14 protein-coding genes and 1 pseudogene are annotated in these 20,925 nt (G+C 68.4%); 5 read left to right on the top strand and 10 right to left on the bottom strand.

Annotated elements, in window-relative coordinates:
• Window positions 1–5: 5 nt before the first annotated feature.
• On the top strand, window positions 6–2,633 hold the full coding sequence (locus PV721_RS06440) for a DUF4332 domain-containing protein (RefSeq protein WP_319721848.1): 2,628 nt from the start codon (window positions 6–8) through the stop codon (window positions 2,631–2,633).
• Between the two features lie 173 nt (window positions 2,634–2,806).
• On the opposite strand, the gene PV721_RS06435 is transcribed toward PV721_RS06440, so the two are convergent.
• The 3 genes from PV721_RS06435 to PV721_RS06425 all read right to left on the bottom strand — a co-directional run bounded on the left by PV721_RS06435 (window position 2,807) and on the right by PV721_RS06425 (window position 6,635).
• On the bottom strand, window positions 2,807–4,954 hold the full coding sequence (locus tag PV721_RS06435; protein WP_319721847.1) for a tyrosine-type recombinase/integrase: 2,148 nt from the start codon (window positions 4,952–4,954) through the stop codon (window positions 2,807–2,809).
• A 225-nt stretch (window positions 4,955–5,179) separates the two neighbouring features.
• Window positions 5,180–5,515 carry a helix-turn-helix transcriptional regulator gene (locus tag PV721_RS06430; protein ID WP_319721846.1) on the bottom strand — a complete coding sequence of 112 codons (336 nt, stop codon included), beginning with the start codon at window positions 5,513–5,515 and terminating at the stop codon, window positions 5,180–5,182.
• Window positions 5,516–5,519: 4 nt separating this feature from the next.
• Entirely contained in the window at window positions 5,520–6,635 is a 1,116-nt protein-coding gene (locus tag PV721_RS06425) for a site-specific integrase (protein WP_319721845.1), read from the bottom strand.
• Between the two features lie 561 nt (window positions 6,636–7,196).
• Between PV721_RS06425 and PV721_RS06420 the strand changes: the two are divergent.
• Window positions 7,197–7,781 (top strand): annotated as a pseudogene (locus PV721_RS06420) (phosphatase PAP2 family protein); the annotation flags it as partial.
• Window positions 7,782–7,874: 93 nt separating this feature from the next.
• On the opposite strand, the gene PV721_RS06415 reads toward PV721_RS06420, so the two are convergent.
• The 3 genes from PV721_RS06415 to PV721_RS06405 all read right to left on the bottom strand — a co-directional run bounded on the left by PV721_RS06415 (window position 7,875) and on the right by PV721_RS06405 (window position 10,829).
• Complete coding sequence (locus PV721_RS06415) at window positions 7,875–8,570, bottom strand: response regulator transcription factor (RefSeq protein WP_319721844.1); 696 nt, start codon at window positions 8,568–8,570, stop codon at window positions 7,875–7,877.
• The gene (locus tag PV721_RS06410) at window positions 8,567–10,063 is read right to left on the bottom strand and encodes a sensor histidine kinase (protein WP_319721843.1); all 1,497 of its coding nucleotides are present in this window, start codon (window positions 10,061–10,063) and stop codon (window positions 8,567–8,569) included. The genes PV721_RS06415 and PV721_RS06410 overlap by 4 nt, the downstream gene beginning before the upstream one ends.
• Window positions 10,064–10,298: 235 nt before the next feature.
• Window positions 10,299–10,829, bottom strand: a complete 531-nt coding sequence (locus tag PV721_RS06405; protein WP_319721842.1) for a hypothetical protein — start codon at window positions 10,827–10,829, stop codon at window positions 10,299–10,301.
• A gap of 95 nt (window positions 10,830–10,924) precedes the next feature.
• Between PV721_RS06405 and PV721_RS06400 the strand changes: the two genes are divergently transcribed.
• Together PV721_RS06400 and PV721_RS06395 are read left to right on the top strand one after the other, a co-directional pair.
• Entirely contained in the window at window positions 10,925–12,109 is a 1,185-nt protein-coding gene (locus PV721_RS06400; protein WP_319721841.1) for an IS701 family transposase, read from the top strand.
• 213 nt (window positions 12,110–12,322) lie between these two features.
• Window positions 12,323–13,048: a peptidylprolyl isomerase gene (locus PV721_RS06395; RefSeq protein ID WP_319721840.1), complete on the top strand. Its 726-nt coding sequence runs from the start codon at window positions 12,323–12,325 to the stop codon at window positions 13,046–13,048.
• A 573-nt stretch (window positions 13,049–13,621) separates the two neighbouring features.
• On the opposite strand, the gene PV721_RS06390 is transcribed toward PV721_RS06395, so the two are convergent.
• Window positions 13,622–14,851 carry a hypothetical protein gene (locus tag PV721_RS06390; protein WP_319721839.1) on the bottom strand — a complete coding sequence of 410 codons (1,230 nt, stop codon included), beginning with the start codon at window positions 14,849–14,851 and terminating at the stop codon, window positions 13,622–13,624.
• A 607-nt stretch (window positions 14,852–15,458) separates the two neighbouring features.
• Between PV721_RS06390 and PV721_RS06385 the strand changes: the two genes are divergently transcribed.
• Window positions 15,459–16,220, top strand: coding sequence for a hypothetical protein (locus PV721_RS06385; protein WP_319721838.1), 762 nt, complete (start codon window positions 15,459–15,461; stop codon window positions 16,218–16,220).
• Between the two features lie 628 nt (window positions 16,221–16,848).
• Here PV721_RS06385 and PV721_RS06380 read toward each other — a convergent pair.
• From PV721_RS06380 to PV721_RS06370, 3 genes are all read right to left on the bottom strand, one after another.
• Window positions 16,849–17,505, bottom strand: coding sequence for a hypothetical protein (locus PV721_RS06380; RefSeq protein ID WP_319721837.1), 657 nt, complete (start codon window positions 17,503–17,505; stop codon window positions 16,849–16,851).
• Window positions 17,506–18,303: 798 nt separating this feature from the next.
• Window positions 18,304–18,798 carry a carboxymuconolactone decarboxylase family protein gene (locus tag PV721_RS06375; RefSeq protein ID WP_319721836.1) on the bottom strand — a complete coding sequence of 165 codons (495 nt, stop codon included), beginning with the start codon at window positions 18,796–18,798 and terminating at the stop codon, window positions 18,304–18,306.
• Between the two features lie 260 nt (window positions 18,799–19,058).
• Complete coding sequence (locus tag PV721_RS06370; RefSeq protein ID WP_319721835.1) at window positions 19,059–20,465, bottom strand: serine hydrolase domain-containing protein; 1,407 nt, start codon at window positions 20,463–20,465, stop codon at window positions 19,059–19,061.
• Between the last annotated feature and the right edge of the window lie 460 nt (window positions 20,466–20,925).

The following is a 20,925-nucleotide window of genomic DNA, read 5'->3' as shown; positions in this document are numbered from 1 at the left end:
TGGCAGTGGTCGCACCTGCACGAGCGGCATCCCTGGCAACGCCGTTCGATGCCGGCGCGGAATCCATCTGCGCGACGGCGAAGGGGCATCAGAACGCCGGATCACTTGATCGCGCTAAGGCGCTGTATATGACCGTCCAGGTGGGTGACGGGGAGAAGAACTGCGCTGTCGCGGGTCTGAAGAGTGTCGCTGAGCAACGTCAGCAAGCGGCGGAAGCGGTCGTCGAAGGACAGAGGTTGGTCCGTTCTGGGGACTTGGATGATGCTCAGAACCAGTTCCGCGCTGCGCTCGAGTTGGACCGAACCAACGCCAAGGCGGCAGCGGGCATCGCAAAGGTGGCCATTCTCAAGGGCCGCCCGAACGCCACGGCATCGTCCAACTGGGATCGGTTTTACAAAGACTGGGTCGAGCCTGTTGGGAAATTGCTGCTGTTCAGTGCAATGGCATGGGCCTTGCTGTACGCGCTCGCTGGCCTGTTCTCCCGCTGGTTCGTCAGAGTCGATGCCGTCATTTGGCCAACTGGGAAATGGCGGTTCGCTCGGGACCTCGGCCTGTTCCTGATCTCCGGCGTGGCAGTGATGCTTCCGGTCTATGCCATGTTCAAGCCGTTCACTGTCGGAGGACCGCTGATTGGGTGGGCCGCTGGCGTGATCACGGTGATTGGGCTAGGGATGTTGTTCCTAGTCGTGTCTACGTCGGCCCCAAAGCGCCAACATGAGACGGACGGCATTCCTCAGCGTGACTGGAGGCACTGGTCTGTCCTGCTAGGCGGTCTGGCTCTCGTAGTAGTGATGGCCGACATCTTGCTTTTGTCTCCTTTGCCGGAGTTCATGCGATTGATGGCGGCTTACATTGCACTTGCTTTGATCGGCGTCATGGTGGTGTCGTCGACGCTAGGGCAGCGTTTGCGGCTTCAGGTCGAGGTGCAGAGAGCTGATGGCACAGTGTGCGCGGCCTCTACTGAGTATCTGCTCGCCAGGATGAAGGGGCTCGGCACGGAAGCGCCGAAGCAGTTGGACCGGGCTTCCTCTGTCCTGGCCACCACGCCGCTGAGCAAGATCACAAGCGAGGACTTGAGCGCTTTGCCCGCTGGCAAAATCGCAAGCACGTTGTCCCGTCTACTCTTCGCTCTCAGACCGGACCTCACCTGGCATGCGCGGGTCACGCTGGTAGATGACGATCGGTCCGCAGTGACCCTGATCCGTAACGGCCGCCATGTCGAGAGCATTGTGGTCAGCAGACCAGACCTCGGCCTCTCTGTGATCCCAGCTGAGCTAGGGGATGCCGCAAGGACCAGATCCCAAGATCGCGCACGGGCACAGAAGCTCACTGCAGTTGCTGCCTTCATCCTGCTGCGGCTCAGCGAGGTGCATGTGGATCTCCGAGATGATCTGTGTGGAGCGCGGCACTGGAGGAGCCTCGCCCTACAGGTCATCGCTACAAGCAAGTCGCTGATCGACGACAGTGAAGAGCAGAGCGTCGACGAACGAGTGGAGCTGCTGAGCCTGGCCGTGGATGAGGACCCGGGTTACGTGCTGGCGTGCTTTGAGTACCTGCGGGCGGTCTACCAGCGCATCCCTGAGGAGGAAACGGACGAAGAGGAGTACAGGAAATACGCGACAGCCATTGATCAGCTATACGCCAGGGCTGGCCTATGGGAAATCGAAGACACGGCGGAGGGCTGGGTGCCGCTTCGGATTCGAGTCATGTATAGCAGTGCCACCCAATGGCTCAACAGCTGTATGGCCAGCGGCGAAAGCAATCCGAGCGCACTGGTACAAGCAGCGCGATCAGCTTGGGAGCTCAAACGGTTGTGCGAGAGGCGGTGGGAAGGGAGACGGTTGCGCCAGCGAGCCGAACACATGCGTCCGTTCGCCGAGAACCTGTGGCACTGCATCGAGGCGCTATATGGAGTCGGTCCGGATGAGACACGGCTACATCCCCACGAGCACGCCCCCTATTCGCCGAGACTGGCCTATGATCACGCCTGCCTGGACTGCCTGCTGGCCCGCCGCCGCGCCGGCTGCTGGGGATGCCTCACAGGCCAGAGCCGCAAGACCCGCTGGCTCCGGCTTGACCAGGCGCTCGAAGACCTGGAGTTCGCCGTCGCCACCGACGACGACAAGACGGCAGCTGCGACAGACCCCTTCTTTGACGACTTGCACTCCAACGATCGGTTCAGGCGGCTAGTGAATGTTCCGCCACTACATTTCCTGGACCTTTCGATTTTCGCCTCGTACAAGACGGCGCTAGCGAAGGCGGGCATCACATCTGCATTCGAGCTCGTTCGACGATCTCAGAGCGGCGAGCAGCAGGATCAGCTGGCCGCTCACCTGCAAGTTTCCAGACCAATCATCGACCAGATGCGCGACGTAGCTCTGCTGGCGCAGGTCCATCCGGACCTGGAGGATCCCGGCATGCTTCACTTGCTGCTCGCCGAGGGTGTCAGCTCGTCAGCAACCCTTCGTGATCAGGCGAGCCGAAGTGCAAAACGCCTAGTTCACCAGCTCCGTAGCCGGGCTAAGAAGGAAAACCTGGCCTATCCCCCCGGCCTACGGCAACGACGGTGTAGGCGCTGGCTGCGCGCAGCCCAAACGCAGGAGCCGGTCTCGCACACCCGCGAGCGGGATTGAGCGGGCAACAGATGCGCCGCCTACACCACCGCCTTTTTTGGCGCTTTTGGGAGCCTCGACTCCGGATCCCGGGGTAGCTACTTCGAGCCGCCATAACTCGATGCGCCGGTGGACGATCGCGGGCGTCATCGTGGGTGCGATCAGGGTCGTCATCACAGAACCAGGTGACCCTGTCATGGGGCGATGGGGTCGGGGCGGATGTCGGCGGGGTGGGCCGTCGACACGTACTTCATCGCGGTGATGGCCGAGATGCCGAAGACCCGCATCAGCCGGACGGGGTCGGCGCCTTCGTGGGCTTCGTCGAGGATCCGGTCCTGGCGGAGTTTCCCCGCCTGCAGGCCGGTTCCCTTCAAGGAGGTTCGGATGATCATTCTGCTGACCGGAGCTTCTCCGTTGACGGCGGTCTCCCGGTTGATGAACAGGTGGGGGTTGGGTGTGCGTGGCCAGCGTCGGAACCGTTCCGCAGCCCAGCTTCTGGCCAGCTCGAGGGTCATCTCATCCAGGTAGACGAGGTGGTCTGGTCGGCTCTTGCGGCGGACTCGCAGGCGTCCCTGGGCCCGGTCGAGGTCGTCTAGGTGCAGGCTGGTGATCTCACCCGGCATGAGGGCGTGGATGGCGACGAGCGCGATGACCAGCCGACTGCGGGCGTCGGGGGCATTGTCGAGAATGCCCTTGAGCCGGTCGGTGGGCAGGGGAACCGGCTTATGGCGGGCGATCGTCAGGCTGATGGTCCGCGCGGGATCCCGGAAGATGAGCCCCTCGCGTCGCAATGCCCGGAACAGTGATCGCAGGCCGGTGTGCACTGAGCGGGCATGTGGCCTGCTCAGGGGCTTGAGTGCAGCTTCGATGATCTCTTTGGTGACCTGCCTCAGGTCGGTGATGCCCTGAGCGGAGAAGTCCCGCAGGATCGGGGCGGCGAAGGAGACGTAGTTGTAGATGGTCGTCGGGGCGATGGGCCTGCTGGGCTTGCTTCCCTGTCCCGTCAGCACGTCGATCCAGGTGTTGACGGCTGCGGCGTACGATTCCGGCAGGCTGGCCGCGGTGTCCCGGGCCCGCAGGAGGTCTGCACTGGTCTTCTCCTCGGCGATGAGGAGTTCGCGGCGCCGGAGGAAGTCGGTGACGCGGGCGCCGGTGTGGTTGCTGCTGAGGAGGGCGACCGCCTGGATGTCGATCTCCCGAATGGGAGCCCGGACCCCGAGCCAGGACACAAGGATCCGCAGGATGCGGGTGCTGCTGCGCTGGTGATCAGGGTTCCAGCCGCGGGAGCGGATGTAGCGGGCGAACTCGGCCATGACGGCCTCGGCCTCGGGTGTCGGCGCGGGCAGATCACTCTCGCCCAGACTGGCCCAGTCCCGGGCCGGGGCCTCGAACAGTGCGGTCTGGGCCGGATCGATCAGGTGGTCGGAGATAGAGCGAGCCGCCCTCGCAGCGGCCTTGACCAGCCTCTTCTTCGCGACGAAGCGGCCCTTGCGCCGGGTCCTGGGCGGGTAACGGGCGTCCGTCGTCCGCAGCTTCGGGGCGAATCCGGCACCGAACCACAGCTGGTCACCCCCCTCGAGGGCGATGCCGTCGAAGTCGGTGACCGCCTGGGTCTGCAGCACGGTGCAGAACCTGCATAGTCCCTCGGCCAGCGGCTGGACGCTCCGGCAGCGTTCGCACTCACCGGATCCGGGGTGGAAGCGGGCGAACTGCCGGCAGGCCACGCAGACCTGCCGCCGGTCGTTCGCCCAGGCCAGACAGCGTGTGCAGCTGCCGTGGACGACTCCGCTGCCCGGCACGACCCTGGAGCGGGCATCGGCCAGCAGTCCCACCCGCCGCAGAGCCTCCGCGATCGTGGGAGACATCGAGGGCAGGTCATCCAGCGTCTGGGGAAGCACCTGCCGCTGCCCCGGCTCACGGGCCGCCAACGCCAGACGGGCGAGCGAACGGGTCAGGTTCAGCCATGCTCCGCCGACCTTCCGCTCGCGGGCGATGTCCGCCAACTGGGCGTCCACCAGATCGAGTTGTGGGATCGGCCGGTCGCGGATGCGGCCCGCGTCGGCGGTGACCAGAGTCCGCCGCGGCGGCGGGAACAGGCCGAGCTGCCCGTCCACCTGCCTCGGGAAGAGAACAGGATCATCCTGCGGCCGCGGCGGGGACAGCTTCCGCACCCACTCAGGAACGGGCTCCCGAGTCGTCGGCCGGTCGTGGGCCCTGAGCGGGTTGGCAGGCGGCAACTTCACGTCCGGCACCACCACCGCCAGCTGCCGCGGCCGCCCGGGCGGCAGGTACTCCCGGCGGATCTCCGCCCACATCCACTGCTCGTCCTCACCCAGCCTCACGGCCAGAAGGCACCCCCGGCAGGTCCCGTCCGCCGCGACAGGCTGCGGCCAGCCGCACCGGCGGCAGACACCCTCCCGCCGCCCGCAGGAGCCCATACGAGCCCAGGGCCGCGACCTGGTGCAGAACACGCACAACCTGTGCCCGGAGAGGACCCCCCAGTCCGCGCAATAGCCGCATTCCCCCACCACCAGCCGCGACTGCCCCACCATATTGGCTTCCCCGTTCTAATTCGGGGGCAAGGCGCGTCGCTGGCCGCCGCTGGCGGGCCGTGGAACCGGCCGAGCGGGCCCCACGTCACCGCTGGCAGCCTGGATCTCGCCGGGCTCCCGGCCGGCCGCCGAGGCCACCGGCTCGGCCTCCATCAGGTCCGCGACCGTGCAGCCCAACGCGGTGCAGATCTTGTCCAGATCGTCCAGCCGGACGGTGATCGGCTTGTTCGACCACAAGGCCGCGACTTTGCTCAAGGACGGGTGGAACCCGACCTCGGCGAACGCGGCCTGCAGCTGCGTCGGCCGCCAGATGTCACGCCGGGCGGCGACCCAGCGCAGGTTCCACTTCATCGCTTCACGACTCCAAGCTCAGCCGGCGAACCGCTCGCCGGGAGGACTCCAGACTCTGCCGCTCCGGATCGCCCTTCGCGGTCGCCAGATAGCCGACCGTGGTGGTTGCCCAGATGTGACCCAGCAGGACCTGCACGTCCCACAACGGCATGCCCGCTTCATAGTTGTGGGTTGCGCAGGCATGCCGCAGCAGATGCGGGAAGAGCTCTGTGATCGAACCCTTCAGATGCTCCTTAGAAGCCGCCTTCAGAGCCCGCCGGAAGGTGTCCGGGCCCACCGCCGGGGCGATCGGCAGATTCAGTGAGGCGATCGACTTTGGCAACCGCTCCGAAGGGAACAGCGGCGCGTGCGGATCACTCGCGTCATCGCGGAACTCGCCCCGGATCTCCTCCACGTACCACCACAGCAGGGCCCGGCCCTCCTCGAACAGGTATGCCTCGCGCTCACGTGGGCCCGACCCGTTGGCGCCCTTCCCGAACACCAGGAACCGGCCCCACTGGCCGTTTTCCCAGTTCACATCCCCCAGCCGGACCGCGCAGAGCTCAGCCGCCCGCACCCCCGAGATGTAGGTGATCTTGGACATCACGTAGTTCCGGACGGCCACCGGATACTTCCTCGATGCCGGCAAGGCATCCCGCCAGGCGGCGAAGAACTCCTTCGTTGCCCGTGCCGACGGGGGGATCCGCAGCCCGAAGTCACCGCGGTGTTCGGGCCGGTTGAAGGAATCGACCGGGGACTGGACTCCGGCTCCGAACCGTCGCAGGATCTCGCCGGCGTACCGCTGCTCGAGAAAGGCGAAGTAGCCGTCGATCCGGTTCATCTTCGACCGCACCGTAGTGTGACGCCCCGGCTTCCCCACCCCGGAGAAGTACTGGTCAACCTGCCTCGACGTGAGCCGCCAGGGCACTACGCCGTAGAACGAGCAGAGCTCCACCACCGGCTGGACCAAGGCATCCAGAGTCTTCGCTGACAGCCCCGCGACATCCCTCGCCCAGCAGTACTCGGCCAGCGTGTCCTGGTAGAGGGCCCGTTCGTCCGCCTCCGTCGACGACTCAAAAGCCCGGCGCTGCAGCGTCAGGACGTCAGCCAGCCCCGGCTCCGCCCCACTCGGACGCTCCATAGCGCCCACTCCACCCTCGCCTGTGATCAACGAGAACCGGCGACTCCCTGAATCTGTCACGAGACAGCAAATTACGCTCAGGACTCCTGGAATCCGCGAGAAAACAGCAGAACCTCACACGATCGAGTGGATCTCACCCGCAGCCCTCCGACCAGCATGAACAGCGACAACGGACTGCCGTACAAGCTCTGGGAACCCGTCGGATCTCCACTTGGAGGTGGCAGCCGTTGGTCATGACTCACCTCTCAACAAACAGTTTCAGCCGGTATGGCTTGAATCCCCCTCCAAGATATCGAACTAAAATCGAACAATGCGAATCGGTTACTCCGAAGTAGGGATGCGATCACCTGTTGTGACTTAGCGCCGTAGTTGGCCAGCTAGCGGTCTAGTTGGCCGGTGTTAGCGTCGAAGTTGGCCCGCAGGGTAGTGGTGGCAGCACTTTCCGTGATGGCTTTCGTGAAAAGTGCGGCGGGACCGCCCGGTCAACCCTGACGATCGTCGGGGGACTGGGCCGCCGTTCGGCCAGGGCCCCCGGCCTGCGGTGTTCCTACCGTCGGCGACATGGAATCGATCAAGCGGTACGGGTGGGGCCGACGGCTGCCGGTGGCGGTCGCGTCGGCCGGGACGGGGGCAGCGGCTGTGGTTTGGCTGGCGCCCGGCGGCACACTGGGCACGAATGAACCGGTGCACGTCACGGCGGGCCTCTCTGCGAGGGCCTACCGTGCCCTGACTGGAAGCGTGGCGGACGGGCCGGCGTGGGCCGAGACCGCCCTGGAAGCGGCGAGTGAGGGTACTTTGCTGTTCCTGGGCCTGCTGCTGGCCTGGGTCGGTTGGAGCGCCCTGCGCCGCCGTGACGTGCCGGGCCTGGCCGGGGTGGCAGTGGCGGCCGCCGGGACCGTTGTCGCCTACGGACTGAGTGAGGCGATCAAACTCCTTGTCGACGAGGAACGTCCGTGTCGTGCCCTGCCCGGGGTCTCGGCCCTCGCATCGTGTCCCGAGCCGGGCGACTGGTCGTTCCCCAGCAACCACGCCACCCTGGCGGTCGCGCTGGCAGTGGGCGTGACCTTGGTACATCCTCGGCTCGCGGCCCTGGTGCTGCCGGTGGCGGGGGTGGCCGCCTTGTTGCGGGTGCTGGTCGGGGTGCACTATCCGCACGACGTCCTGGCGGCCGCGGCGCTCGGCGCGACGGCCGTAGTGACCGTACGGCTCCTCGTACTGCCGATTGCCGTACGGGCGGTGTCAGCTTTCCTTGTAGGGCAGCCGGTCGGACGGCACCGGGACCACGCCGGCCTCGTGCGCGACCACGGCCGCTGCGGCCCGGTTGTCGACGCCGAGGCGGGCGAGGATCGAGCTGACGTGGGCCTTCACCGTGCCCTCCGCCAGGCGCAGGCGGCGCGCGATCTGCCCGTTGGAGAGACCTCTGCCGAGGAAGCCGAGCACGTCCCGCTCCCGGGCGGTCAGGGCCTCGACGCGGGCGCGGGCCGCGGAACGGCGGCCGACCTGGGCGCCCGCACCGCCAGCGGCGAGATGCGCGACGACCCGGGCCGCGACCTTCGGTGACAGGTAGGCGGCGCCGTCGGCAACCGCCCGGACACCGGCGATCAGCTCCTCCGGCTCGCCGGACTTGATCAGGAAACCGGCGGCACCTTCGCTGAGGGCCCGCAGGATGTACTCGTCCTCGCCAAAGGTCGTCAGCATCACAACCCCCGTTTCGGGGACGGTCCTTCGGATCTCGACGACAGCTTCTAAACCGCCGGTCCCCGGCATCCGGATGTCGAGGACGGCCACCTGCGGGCGGTGGCGCTGGACGAGCTCCACCGCCTGGTGGCCATCGGCTGCCTCGGCGACGACGGTGATACCGGGGTCAGTGGCAAGGACTGCGCGGACGCCTGCGCGGATCATGGGCTCGTCGTCGGCGATCAGGATTCGGATCATCGGACAGCCTTCCCGGTGTAGTTGTCGGTGGAGACCAGGAGTCCGGCCCGGAAGCAGAGACGGTAGATGTCCCCCGAGCGGTCGTCGAACGGGTCGCCGGTCTGTACGTAGAACTCGCAGGCCGCATCTTGTGGTGCGGGCGTGGGTGCTGCTGGGCGACGGGTCGTCTGGCGCTCGGGCAAGTACGGCGCCACGTCCGCGCGTGGCTGACCAACGCGCAGGAGGGCGTAGTCCTGGGGGGCGAGTACCGACTCCCGTGCCGTCACGGTGTCCCACGCCCGCACCCCGCCGATGAGCAACGCGGAGGTGCACAGCGGCACCAGGACGGCCGCGGCAGCGGTACGGCCCAGACGGCGACGGGCACTGCGGTGCTCAGGAGGCAGTACGTCACCTGGACCATCGGGCTCGGCGTGTCGTGGCGGGTGCACGGCCCCGGGACGGTGCGGGAGCCTGGCCCTGACGGCGAACCCGCCGCCCTCGGGGCCCGATGTGAAGGTTCCACCAGCCAGTCGGACGCGTTCATCCAGGCCGATGAGACCGAAGCGGTGGCCCTCGCCGGGTGCCGAGGCCCGGGACCCAGGTGCGGGACGGGCGGCGTGGTCATGGTGGGCCGCAGACACGGAGGGCACCGGCTCGTTCGTAACACTGACCTCGGTCCGTCCTTCCATGTGTCGGACGACGACGGTCGCCCGGTGCCCAGGGGCGTGCTTGGCAACGTTTGTCAGCGCCTCCTGGACGACGCGCAGCACGGCCCGCTCGACGACCAGCGGCGCGTCACCGGCCGCCGCTTCGCCTTCTACCCGCAGTCGGACGTCAAGCCCCGCCGCGGCCGCCCGGTCCACCAGAGCCCCGAGTTCGGTGAGCCCAGCGCTGGGCTCGGGTCCCGGAGCCAGATCCGATGGCTCGCGCAGTACACCGATCACCTCGCCGAGCCGGTCTACGGCGGCTCCCGCCCTGGCGCGGATGTCCCGGGCGGTGGCCCGGTGGTCCTCAGACAGACCAGGGGCCAGCTTCAGTGCCCCCGCGGACAGGGCGATGAGGCTGAGGTCGTGGCCCAGGAGGTCATGCATGTCCTGCGCTATCCGGGTCCGCTCGCGTAGCCGGGCCTGGTCGGCGACCAGATGCTGCTCCCTCTCCAGCCGAGCGGCCCGCTCCCACCCAGCCCGAACCAGTGCCCGGTACTGGCGCAGGAACCGGCCCGCGAACCACGGCAGCATCGCCGCCACGAGCAACAACCCCACGAACTGGCTCGCCCAGCCCAACCATGCCGGCACCAGGAGCACAGCCACCACGGAGGCCGCGAGCACTCCGACCAAGGCCGCCCCCGTGCTCCGGTTCCGCCCCGGCTGCCAGCCCGCGAGGAAGGCGCAGACCGCCGCCGGTATGCCCCACCACACAGTGGCGACACCGGTGCCAACAGCCGCCACCGCCCCGATGAAGAGGCCTGCGGACAGTACCGGTGCCGGCACCCGGGCGATGATCACTGTTCTCACGGACGCGACCCTACGAAACTCCGCCGCCCCGCGGCACTGCCGAAAGTCCACTACCGCGAGCCCGGGATCTACTGGTCCTTGCTGAAGCAGGCCCGATCAAGGACTGCTTGACAACCATGATTGGGAATCAGTCACAGGCAGGTATGACTAAGCGGCTGTGTTGGCCCCTTAGCGCTCTACTTGGCCCGCGTGATCGTTCTAGGTGGCCCGCAGGGAGGTGGGCACCGGGCGGGAGTCAGAGCGCCAGGCGCGTGCGGGCAACCCGCACGAACTCGTCGATGGCTTCCCACATGTGCTGGGTCTCTTCCTGGGCCTCGGCGTAGTTGCCGTGGTCTTCACTCAGGTGCGGAATCCTCCGGGAGGCTTCCAAGACCCTCTCAGCAGCGTCCCGCACTTCGTGGCTGCCCTCCAGCTCCAGGACAAGGCCAGCGGTCTGTGTCCGCATCCCGAGATTGAAGTAGTTCCGGCGGATCTGTTCCGGGTCTCGATCGAAGCCCTGCTGATCGAACATGACCAGCGCGTGGTACCTGCGTATGGCATGGACCTGTAAGCGGGATGCCTCCACGAACTCGATACAAGCGTCCCGCAACACCTGCCGTATCCACTGCTCGCGTGTGGCGTCGGCCTGCCAGCTGGCCTGTTGGATCACCGCCTGCGCCTGCGTCTTCATCCCGCTGCGTCCAAGCCACGCGGCGGTAATCGCCGCGCCCCCGCCGAGGATGGCGCCGATCGCGGCGCCGAGCAGCGCCGCCCACCCTTGGTCCATGGCTGTCCATCCCTTCAGGTGCGGTGGTCGGGAACAGGCTAGTACTGCAACGGCGTTTGGCGTGACTGGTGGCCAGGTTGGTCGTTGGTCTGGTTATGGGTGGGGTACTTGGTGATGTGAGGGCGTGGGCGGCGGGTCTGGGTGAGGTGCATGAGCGGTTCGTGCACCGGTTTGCCCGGTCGGAGCCGCGTGAGTCGGCGCTGGCGTATATGCGAGGCCTGATATCTCCGCTGGAGCGGAAGAACGGCTGGACGCTCGCGGAGGAGGCAGGGCATTCGGCTCCCGACCGGATGCACCGGCTGCTGAACCGGTGCGACTGGGACGCTGATGAAGTCCTCGACGACGTCCGCGACTACGTCGTCGAGCATCTCGGTGACCCTGAGGCGGTACTGATCGTGGACGACACCGGGTTCCTGAAGAAGGGCGTCCGGTCGGCCGGGGTCCAGCGCCAATACTCGGGAACGGCGGGCCGCACGGAGAATTGCCAGGTCGGTGTCTTCCTCGCCTATGCCGGCGCCCGCGGCCGCACGCTGATCGACCGCCGCTTGTATCTGCCCACGTCATGGACCGATGACCGGGAACGGTGCCGGACCGCGGGCATCGAGGACACGACCGTCTTCGAGACGAAAGTGGTCATCGCCAAAGCCATGGTCCGCCGGGCGATCACGGAGAAGATCCCGTTCCGCTGGGTGACCGCGGACGCCGCCTACGGCTTCTCCAAAGGCTGGCGGACCGAGCTCGAGCGGGCGGACGTCTTCCATGTCATGGCCACCACCCGCCACGACACCGTCGTGACCCGCTGGGCCATCGACCACCCCGTTCACGACCTGTTCAACGGGCTGCCCCGGCAGAGGTGGAAGCGTCGTTCCTGCGGGAACGGCGCCCACGGCCCGCGGGTCTATGACTGGGCCAGGGTGGAGGTCCGGCCCTGGCACCGTGAGGACCGCCGGCACTGGGTCATCGCCCCCCGAAGCGTCAGCCGGCCCGACCAGATCTCCTACTACATCGCCTACTGCCCGGCCGAAACGACCCTCGACGAACTCATCCGCGTCGCCGGCAGCCGGTGGGCGATCGAGGAATGCTTCCAGACCGCTAAGCAGGAATGCGGCCTGGACGACTACCAGGTCCGCCGCTACCCCGGCTGGCACCGCCACATCACCCTCGCCATGGCCGCCCACGCCTGCCTCACCGTCCTGAAAGCCCGCGAGGCCGACACGGGGAAAGCAGAAACGGATCCTCCCAGCTCATACCCCTCACCCTCCCCGAACTCCGACGCCTGATCACCCGCCTCACCAACCGCCGCCCCGCCTCCATCGGCCACGTCCTGCACTGGTCACACTGGCGCCGCCGACGCCAACACCAAGCCCGCGTCAGCCACTACAAACAACGCGGCCACACACCACCAGAAACTGCCAACCTGTCAACCCAAAGACCGTTGCAGTACTAGACTGCGACCGCTCCAAAACCTGGCGATCATCGGGAGGGCGCGCAAGATGAATCGAGCACTGATCAGCGCATTAGCGGCCGTGACCTTTGTTGTGTCCGGGGGAAATGCCGCCACCGCTTCCGACGGCGCTCCGCCGCGCACCACGCACGGCCCTTGCCAGTACACACAAACCCCGGACGAGCCGCCCGCGCGTCATGTACCGCTGCCGCCTGACCCGCGGCGCACCCCTAGCCGTGGCACGGTTGACATGGCTGTCCCGACCAGCCAGGGCCCGCTCCCGCTGCACTTGGACCGGGCCAAGGCGCCGTGCACGGTCCAGAGTTTCCTGCACCTGGCACGGCATGGGTTCTACGATCGGACGGTGTGCCACCGTCTGACGGCGTATCCGACGCTGAAGGTCCTGCAGTGCGGCGACCCGACCGGGACCGGTGAGGGAGGGCCCGGGTACAAGTACAAGGACGAGCTGCCGGTGGATTTGCCACCCGCACCGACCGATCCGACCGGCGCGCGCCGCCTGTACGGGCGCGGCCTGCTGGCGATGGCCAACGCCGGTCCGGACACGAACGGCTCACAGTTCTTCGTCGTCTACGGCGACTCCGCACTACGCCCGAACTACACGGTGTTCGGCACGGTCGGCCCCGACGGCCTGACAACACTCGACAAAACCGCCGCCGGAGGAATAGAGCCGACCGCGGAGGACCCGGCACCGGTCGACGGCACACCCGTGCTGCGGACCCAGCTGCTCCGCGTCCGGCCGTCCTGCCGGCACTGACTCCCCGCGGCTGCGCCAAAGCCGCGGCCGCTGCGGTGTCGCCTGTCCGGGGGCCAGGTGGGGGTGGTGGTGGAGCGGGAGCGGGCCGCCATCGGGGAGACCCACAGCGGGACGCGGGCGCGGGCCGTGCGGTCAGCGGCGTGGTCAGGGCATGGATGGTCGCGTCCACGAGGCGGCCCACCAGAGCCGTGCCCGTGGCCTGCTTCCAGGAGATGTCGGGTCGTCAGGCGGTTCAGGTGCTGGGCCACAACGTGTGTGCCCTCGCTCTCGCCGATCTTCTGCATGCGGGCGGCCAGCAGCGGCCACTGACGTGAGCCGACCAGGAGACCCGCTTCCCGCTCCGGCAGGATGTCCATGACCAGCGACACCATCTGGGAGTGCGCGGCCGGCTGCACTTTCCTGCTCCAAGGCGTCCCGTGGGGGGCGTTGAACCGCCCCGCACGGGACTCGCCGGCTTCCCTCGCGGCGTCGGTGGCGCGCGCGACGTGTGCCGTTACGCCGAACGGCGCCGCCGGGCCATGGCGTACAGGGCTCCGCCGAGCGTCAGGGCCGCGGCGGCGAGTCCGCCCGCGGTCAGCGCGGCGGATCCGGTGTTGGCAAGGTTGCCGCCGGTACCGCCGTTCGTGCCCGGGGTGTTGCCGGTGGTCGGGGCGGTGTTCGCGGAGGCCGAGGCCGAGGGCGCGGTCGAGGGCGCGGTCGAGGCGGAGACGAGGCGGACGGGCTCGGGGAGGCCGAGGCGGACGTCGACGGGCCGGGCTGCGGCCCGCCGGCCGGCGTCACGGTGATGGTGAGCCCGGCCGTGTTGTTGCCGAGGTCACGGTCGATGTCGGCGATGTTGAGATGGCCGGGACCGCGGTCAGCCTTGTACCGGTACTCGCCGTGGTACGTGCCCGGCTTGACCCACGACTCGATCTTGAAGATCCGCTTGACCGAGCCGCCGGTCCCGCCGAATACCCGGCGCCCCTCCGGGCCCGGGCGGCCGCCGGCGAAGCTGATGCCGGGCGGCAACACGAACTCGGTTTCCACCACGCTGTCGTCGGCAGCCGTGGTGGCGACCGACCCGGTGCCCTTGATCTGCCAGCCCGGGTTAAGCAGCACCTGGCCGCCGGCCGGGCCACTGCCCGTCGCCCCGTCCACGGTGAAGTCGGGCTGGTTCGCGCGGTTTTCGACCGGCACCTCACGGCCCCAGAAACGCCACTCCTTGAACGGCTCGGACGGTGTGACCTTGATAGCGGCGGCGGTTCCCTTGACCCCGCCCTGCTGCGGCTTGTAGATCGGCTTGCCGCCCGGGGTCCAGGTGACGTAGAAGAGGTCCCGCCACAGCTCCGGGGTCGCGGTGATGTTCAGCCCCGTGTCGAGCCGGTAGTACTTGCCCGGCTCGAAGGTGCCGGTGAAACTGCAGAACAGGTATTCGTCACGGTACTCCCGCACGGGGTCGACCTTGAAGTGTTCGCAGTTCGACGGCCGTTCCTGAGGATTCAGTTCCAGGCCAGGCGGCAGGTGGACGCCCAGCTCCGCCCCCTGGACGGGCTTGTCGCCGATGACTTTGAAGCCCAGACGGAGGCTCTGCTTCTGGCCGTTCTCGACCGTGGTGTCGAGGAGCTCCTCGGAGGTGACGAGACCGCCGAACGGGTCCGGGTCGCCCTCAGGCCGGTTCGGGCCCTGCTTACCGCCCTCGGTAGCCGGCGTCAGCGGGCTCGGCGCCGGCGCTGCCTGGGCAGTGGTCGCGGCGCCCAACACCACCGTACCGGCGGCCAGAGCCGCTCCGATCCGCCGCGCTGCGGTGCTGTGCGTGCGGTTCAACGGCATCAAGATGGTCCCCCTCGTCACATGGGTCAGGCGTTCGAGTACGCCCGACTCCTGTACGACCTACAGGGGGCCTGATCGGTTGCCCGAAATGATCAAGAAAACGGCGGGTCGGATCTCGACGATCGTTCTGCCGTACGGGCGTTGGGCGCTCGCGAAGTCCATGCGGCCCGCTTGAACCGCCCCGAGGTACAGGGGACCATCCCCGCGGGCGCGGGGTCGACATCTACCTGGAGGGCCTGACCGCGATGCCCGCGGGGGTGGTCCGGCGAGTACCTCGCCTTCCCCGGGGCGGCAGAGGTCGATCCCGCGCCCGCGGATATGGGCTCCCCAAGGCCCGTTCGTCCGCCGAGGTCTTCACCGGCACAGCCGCCGCTGGCGGGCGGCTTCCGCCGCCTGGCGGGCTGGCGGCGTCGAGCTGCGGCGCGCCGCCCGCACCCACACCTCCGCACCGGCGGAAGGGGAGGCAGGTGGCTATCCGACGCGGTGCCACTGCTCCCTTCGGTGGGCAGCTCCCGCTCCGGGCGCCGGCTGCTCGACGGGATGGCCGGTTCCAGTACCATGCACCCCACTAATTGAACGCGCTCAAATCCTGGGGGCTTTGGTGGGGGAAGAAGCGACGGGCCGTCGGCTCGCCGTCGTACTGTGGTCGGCGCTCGCGGTGGAGATCGGGGGGCTGGTGGGGACGTTCGCACTGGCGGACACCACCATGCTGGTGCCGGACTACGACGGCACTCTCGTCATGAAGTGCGTAGTTCTGCTCTGCCTGGCACTAGCGGTCCTGCCGGTCGTGGTCGCGGTGCTGGCGCTGCGCACTCCCCGGAACACCGCTGCCGTCTGGCGGGCAGCCGCCTCGTGGATCGTCGCGCTAGCCCTCCTATTCGTGCTGGTAACAGCGGGTTCGGGGCCCTGGGTCCTCTGGTGTGCCCTGACGATGGTTGCCTCGTGCGCGGCCACCGTCGTCTGCGCCGACAGCCCCAGGGGGCTGTCGAACATGCCGTCTCGCGCCGCGGCCGCGATTGCCGTCGTCGCGCTGGTGGCGGCGGCCTGCGGCTCCTGCTCCGGGCCGTACATGGACTATCCGGGGGTCTGGACCGCCCCGAAGGACGTCGCGTCCCTGACCCTGACCGAGGAGACGGAGCCCGGGCAGGGCGGCCAGTACACCCTGCGGATCGGGGCGTGCACGGAGCAGGGGGGATGGGCCTTCGACTACCCGCAAATGTCGACTTCGGTCCAGGTATGGCTACACCGCGAGGGCACGATCGCGTGCATCCCGGGCCGCCCGGAGACCCAGGTGCACATCGTCGGCGGCGATCGGAGGGCTCCGGTCATCGCGATTTTCGGGCTGCTTCTGACGAAACAGTGAGCGAGGCGCTCAGAGCCGTTCGGGCGGCCCTCGGCCACCGGACACGGGGGTTGGGGGCCGGGTTGCCGCTCCCGACGACGATGCCGCCACCCCGGGCGGCGGTCGTCACGTGCTCCCGAAGTCGCTGCCGGTCCGCGGGATGAGAAGGACGGGGCAGTGCGCGTGGTTCAGGACGCTGTGCGTGGGGTCAGTCCGCCGCGGGACCGTCCGAGCCCCGACGTCCCGGCCGCCAGCGCGTCGGCGTTGTCGGCGGTGGACCAGCCGGACAAGCAGTCCTCGCCGGCCGCGTCGTCGGCCAGGGTGAGCCGCGGGTCATCGAGGCGGAACCACGGTGCGTGGCGCCCCGGCCCCGGCCCGCACCAGCGAGGCGAATCGTCGGCCCCAGGGGTACTTCGATCTTGTCGGGGGCGAGGAGCCAGGCGACGACCGCGCAGCGGTCGAACTGCGAGTGCACGTCCGTGCCGGCCACCGGGTCGGGGAAGTCGGGGTGCCGACGGCGCCAGTTCACTACCGCGGCCCGGCCCACCCTGGCGATCCGCGCCACCTCCGCCAGGAACGCCCGGTCAGCGCCCGGGACAACCGGGTCGAGGGCGGCGAGCGGGGAGCGGCGGCCCGCCGCGACGGTCCGTCACGCCGCAGGTTCGTTGTTCCCGGGTGCTTCTTCCGCCAGCCTGACAAGCTCCGGCAGGAGCGCGGCGAGGCCGGATACCAGCCGCTCCAGCTCTGCGCCGTCCGGGACTGGGTGATACAGGAAGCACACATGGTCATCGTTCAGCGATACGGCCGGCGCCCGGAGGTCGGCAAGCTGGTCCAACACGTTGGTCCCGGCGAGCCGGGCGGTCAGCGCGTCGGTGTCAGTGCTCATTGGGAGGTACAGCCCGGGGCCGTGGACCGGGATGCCGAGAGCTCCTGCGCTCCAGGGCCGTTCCAGCCGGAGCATCGGGCGTTCGCCCGGCAGCTGGAAGTAGACAGCCAGCCAGTAGAACGCGCGCCGGGAGTCGATCTGTGCCAGCTCGGCAGCCACTACCTCGTAGCCGTTGCTGGTGCCGGTGGCCACAAGGCGCGCGTCGGCATCGAGCCAGCCGAAGTGCATGAGCTGGTGGTCCGACCGGTACTCGGCTGGGGGCAGGAGGTGCCACCCGGAACGGGCAGCGAGGGCGCGAAGTGCCCGTTCAAGCCGGCCGGCGCGGCGCCGGGTCCGTATCTCACGGCTCAGTCCCACTGTGACTGCGATGGCCGAGATAACCAGCACGAGCAGGCCGAAGATGGGTGCCAGGAAGTCCACCGTACGCCTCCCAAGGGCTTCGCCCCACGCTCCCTTGCGTCAGACGTCCGGCGCTCACCGTAGGGGGATAGACCCGGTAACCGCAGCAGCTTGGCCTGATTGCTGGGCACGCAGGCCAGCCCCGCAGGAGTCCGGCACGTGCCAGCGGAGTCGATGGCCCAGACGCCGGTTTCCCGAAGCGAACACATGGGCGATGCCGCCCCGGGCTACGCGCGGCGCATGCTCCAACGCCCGCGCCGACGACCGCCAGCCGGCAGCGGGCGCGGCCCTCCAGACAGCGGGCACCGGGGGCGCGGGCGGCCTGCCCGTCATCACCGCACGGACCGGGCAGGATGGTGCCCATGACACTTGACGAGCTGGTGGAACCCGTCGAGGGGAGCCGTATGAGCTGCTGTGCTGAAGTTCGACCGATGCGCCCCGTAAGGGGCCAAGGGGCGACGACCAGTGTCACGGGGCATGGCGGCCAAGTTTGGATGTGACAGAGGCCGCCGGGTTGACTCCCGGCGGCCTCTGGGTGCGGCCACCGAATCAGGCCGCACGGTGAGTGGCTTCCACCGCCTGCCACGGAGTGGCAGGCGACTGGAGCGGCCTTCGTCACGCCCACGGGTCCTGGCCCGAGCTGGTATCCGACTGTCCTCCTGGTACGTCAGGAACCGCGGCGAAGGGACCCCCCGCATCGGGGTTCCGGAAAGCGGGTTGCCGGGGAACTTGGCACGGAAGACGCGAAGGAGGAACTCCACCATCCCGCAGTCGTAGAGCCGCCACTCATCGTCGCCGCGCGCGAACACGCGACCGGGGTCAGTCCCACTGCTGGTCGGCGAGAGAGGTGACCGGCTGGGGCTTTCCGATGACGGCCAGGGCGATGAAGAAGTTGATCTGGCCGATCGCGATGGTGAGGGTGGCGAGGGCCTTCTCGTCGTAGTGCTTCGCCACCTCGGCGTACAGCTCGTCGGAGACGCGCTCCTTGCCGTGCGGGGCGGGCTGGAGGGTGGCCTCGACCAGGGCAAGGGCGGCGCGCTCGGCGTCGGTGAAGTAGGGGGCGTCCTGCCAGGAGGAGACGGCGGTGATGCGCTCCTCGGACTCCCCGGCCTTGCGGAGGAAGCCGGTGTTCAGGATGGTCAGGTAGGTGTTGTGGACGATCTGGCCGGCGCGCAGGTGGACGAGGCTCATCGTGGTGCGCGGCACCGAGCGGTTGCCGGTGGCGCGGAAGAGGGCGGCGCTGATGTCGGCGAGTTCGGGGACGAAGTCGCCGGGGTTGGGCATCCGGGAGATGGTGGGGTTCGTGTTCGTCATGGCCGTTCTCCTTCAGGTTGGGGTCTACACAGCACTGACGGACGGGCGCACACAGATGTGACAGGAATCGGAAAATCTTTCCTGCGTACTCCCGACCTGTTGGCAGCGGTCGATGATGGCCGGAGCCCGTTCCACCGCCCACCTCGTCGAGACCGCACGCCAGGGCGTCGGCGTCTTCGGCCGATGACGCCCTCGGTGGTGCCACGGACGAATGTCTTCCTCGCCCCGGACGGGCTCCGAGGACATCGTGAGCGCGTCCGTCACGCGGAGGCGGTGGGGACCCGGTTGAATATTCGGCCGCCGAGGTCGATGCCGACGACGGCACCGCTCGCGTCCCGGGAGAAGAAGCCGCGCTGTCCCTGCAGTCCACCGGCGGTGACGATGAACTCGTCGCCGTCGCCGGGCAGCAGGCCCATGGCGGCCGACTCGTAGTCCGCGGGCATCTCGAAGTCGGCCGCCTCGCGGATCTCCGGTTTGATCGTGGCCGCCATGGTCAGCCCCGCCCGGTCCATGGCGACGGTGAGTGCCATGGCGTCGTTGTCGTAGGACCCGACGACCTCCCGGGCCCGCGCCTCGTCGTACGGCAGCGGCTCCGGGTCCTTGTCCACGACGCCGAGGTAGTGCTCCAGCGCCCAGCGGACGGCACTGCGGTTGAAGGCGATGCCGGCCGGGCCGGCGTTGGCCATGGCGACCACGGCGAAGTTCCGCTCGGGCACGATCAGCAGCTCGCAGAACTGGCCGTTGGCCGAACCACCGTGCTCGATCGTCCGTACCCCGTCCACCTCGCGCAGGAACCAGCAGATGCCGAAGCCGTCGCCGAGATTACTGCCGCGCAGTTCGACCGTCTGCTCCCGCATCCGGTGCAGCAGTTCGGTCGGCAGGAGCTGCTCGCCGACCTCCGTGCGACCGTCGCCGAGCTGGAAGCGCGCCCAGCTCAGGACGTCCGCCGCCGAGGACGCGAGACCCCCTCCGGGGTTGTTGCCTCGGGCGAGCCGCCACTCCTTCGCGACGGCGAGGTTGCCGTCCTCGTCGGAGTTGTGGCCCACGGCGAACCGCCGGGTCATGACGTCGGCGGTGCCGAAGAAGCTGTTCGACAGTCCCAGCGGCTCGAACAGGAGCGAGGCGATGGCCTGCTCGTACGTCAGACCCATGACGTTCTCCAGGACGCGTCCGAGCAGGTTGTACGCGGCCTGGCTGTACGACGCCCGGGCACCGGGCTCGCCGATGATCTCCAGCTCGGCCATCTTCGCTACGAAGGCGGCAAGGGCGTCGTCACCGTCACCGGTGTCGACGATGATGTTCCAGCCCAGCCCCGAGGTGTGGTTGAGCAGGTTCAGGACGGTGATCTCGTCCGCGGTCTTCTCATCCGCGAGGACAAGCTCGGGAACGTACCGGCGCACCGGCGCGTCCAGTTCGACGCGGCCGTCGGCAACCAGCCGCATCAGCGCCACCGCCGTGAAGGTCTTCGTCGCGGAGCCCACCTGGAACAGCGTGTCCCTGTCGACAGGCAGTGGATTGTCGAGGCTGGTCACTCCGTGACTCGCGAAGGTCTCGACGCCGTCCGCCCACACGCCAACGCTGACGCCGGGGACACCGAACTTCGTAGCGGCCTGCCCGACGAACTCGGCCAGCTCGGCCTGGGACTTCTCGGTGCTGACGGCGTTCATGGGATTCTCCTGATTAGGTGTCGTCGTTCTCGATGACCACGACGATGCCCGCACGCGCTGACAGACCACCAACAGAGCGCTGACAGCGGGGCGCGCCGCCTGTCAGCGCCGTGCGTGACGCGTGTCAGCCCCCTGACGCACCCACCGAGCCCCGGAGCGACCCAAGCCAAAGAGGAAGGCGAGACCGACCGCCCGCACGCCCGCACCGCTCCGACCCGTGCACCCCGCCACCAGTTCGACCGGGGCCGCGCCGTTGCCGCCGGTCATCTGCATCCCGGCCGGCTGACCGAGACCACCAGACGCCCTGAACCTGCCTGAGGCGTCAGCAGCCTGTGCCAGACCGCTGTCCAGCACCAGCGCCCGCCGTAAAAGCTCCCCGCCGTGCTCACTCTCATGGAGGTGCGCCTGGTCCCGTGGTTACAGCGAGCGCTGGTACCGGAGTTCGGTGAGGGTGGTGTCT

Origin of the sequence: Streptomyces sp. MB09-01 (assembly GCF_033794505.1) — a bacterium.
GTDB lineage: Bacteria > Actinomycetota > Actinomycetes > Streptomycetales > Streptomycetaceae > Streptomyces.
This window is presented reverse-complemented; position numbering and strand designations above follow the sequence as displayed.

Bases quoted from the DNA above. Each gene is read 5' to 3' on its own strand.
- PV721_RS06430 (WP_319721846.1), bottom strand. From the start codon at position 5,515: ATGAAGTGGAACCTGCGCTGGGTCGCCGCCCGGCGTGACATCTGGCGG.
- PV721_RS06425 (WP_319721845.1), bottom strand. From the start codon at position 6,635: ATGGAGCGTCCGAGTGGGGCGGAGCCGGGGCTGGCTGACGTCCTGACG.
- PV721_RS06415 (WP_319721844.1), bottom strand. From the start codon at position 8,570: ATGATCCGAATCCTGATCGCCGACGACGAGCCCATGATCCGCGCAGGC.
- PV721_RS06405 (WP_319721842.1), bottom strand. From the start codon at position 10,829: ATGGACCAAGGGTGGGCGGCGCTGCTCGGCGCCGCGATCGGCGCCATC.
- PV721_RS06400 (WP_319721841.1), top strand. From the start codon at position 10,925: ATGGGTGGGGTACTTGGTGATGTGAGGGCGTGGGCGGCGGGTCTGGGT.
- PV721_RS06395 (WP_319721840.1), top strand. From the start codon at position 12,323: ATGAATCGAGCACTGATCAGCGCATTAGCGGCCGTGACCTTTGTTGTG.
- PV721_RS06375 (WP_319721836.1), bottom strand. From the start codon at position 18,798: ATGACGAACACGAACCCCACCATCTCCCGGATGCCCAACCCCGGCGAC.
- PV721_RS06370 (WP_319721835.1), bottom strand. From the start codon at position 20,465: ATGAACGCCGTCAGCACCGAGAAGTCCCAGGCCGAGCTGGCCGAGTTC.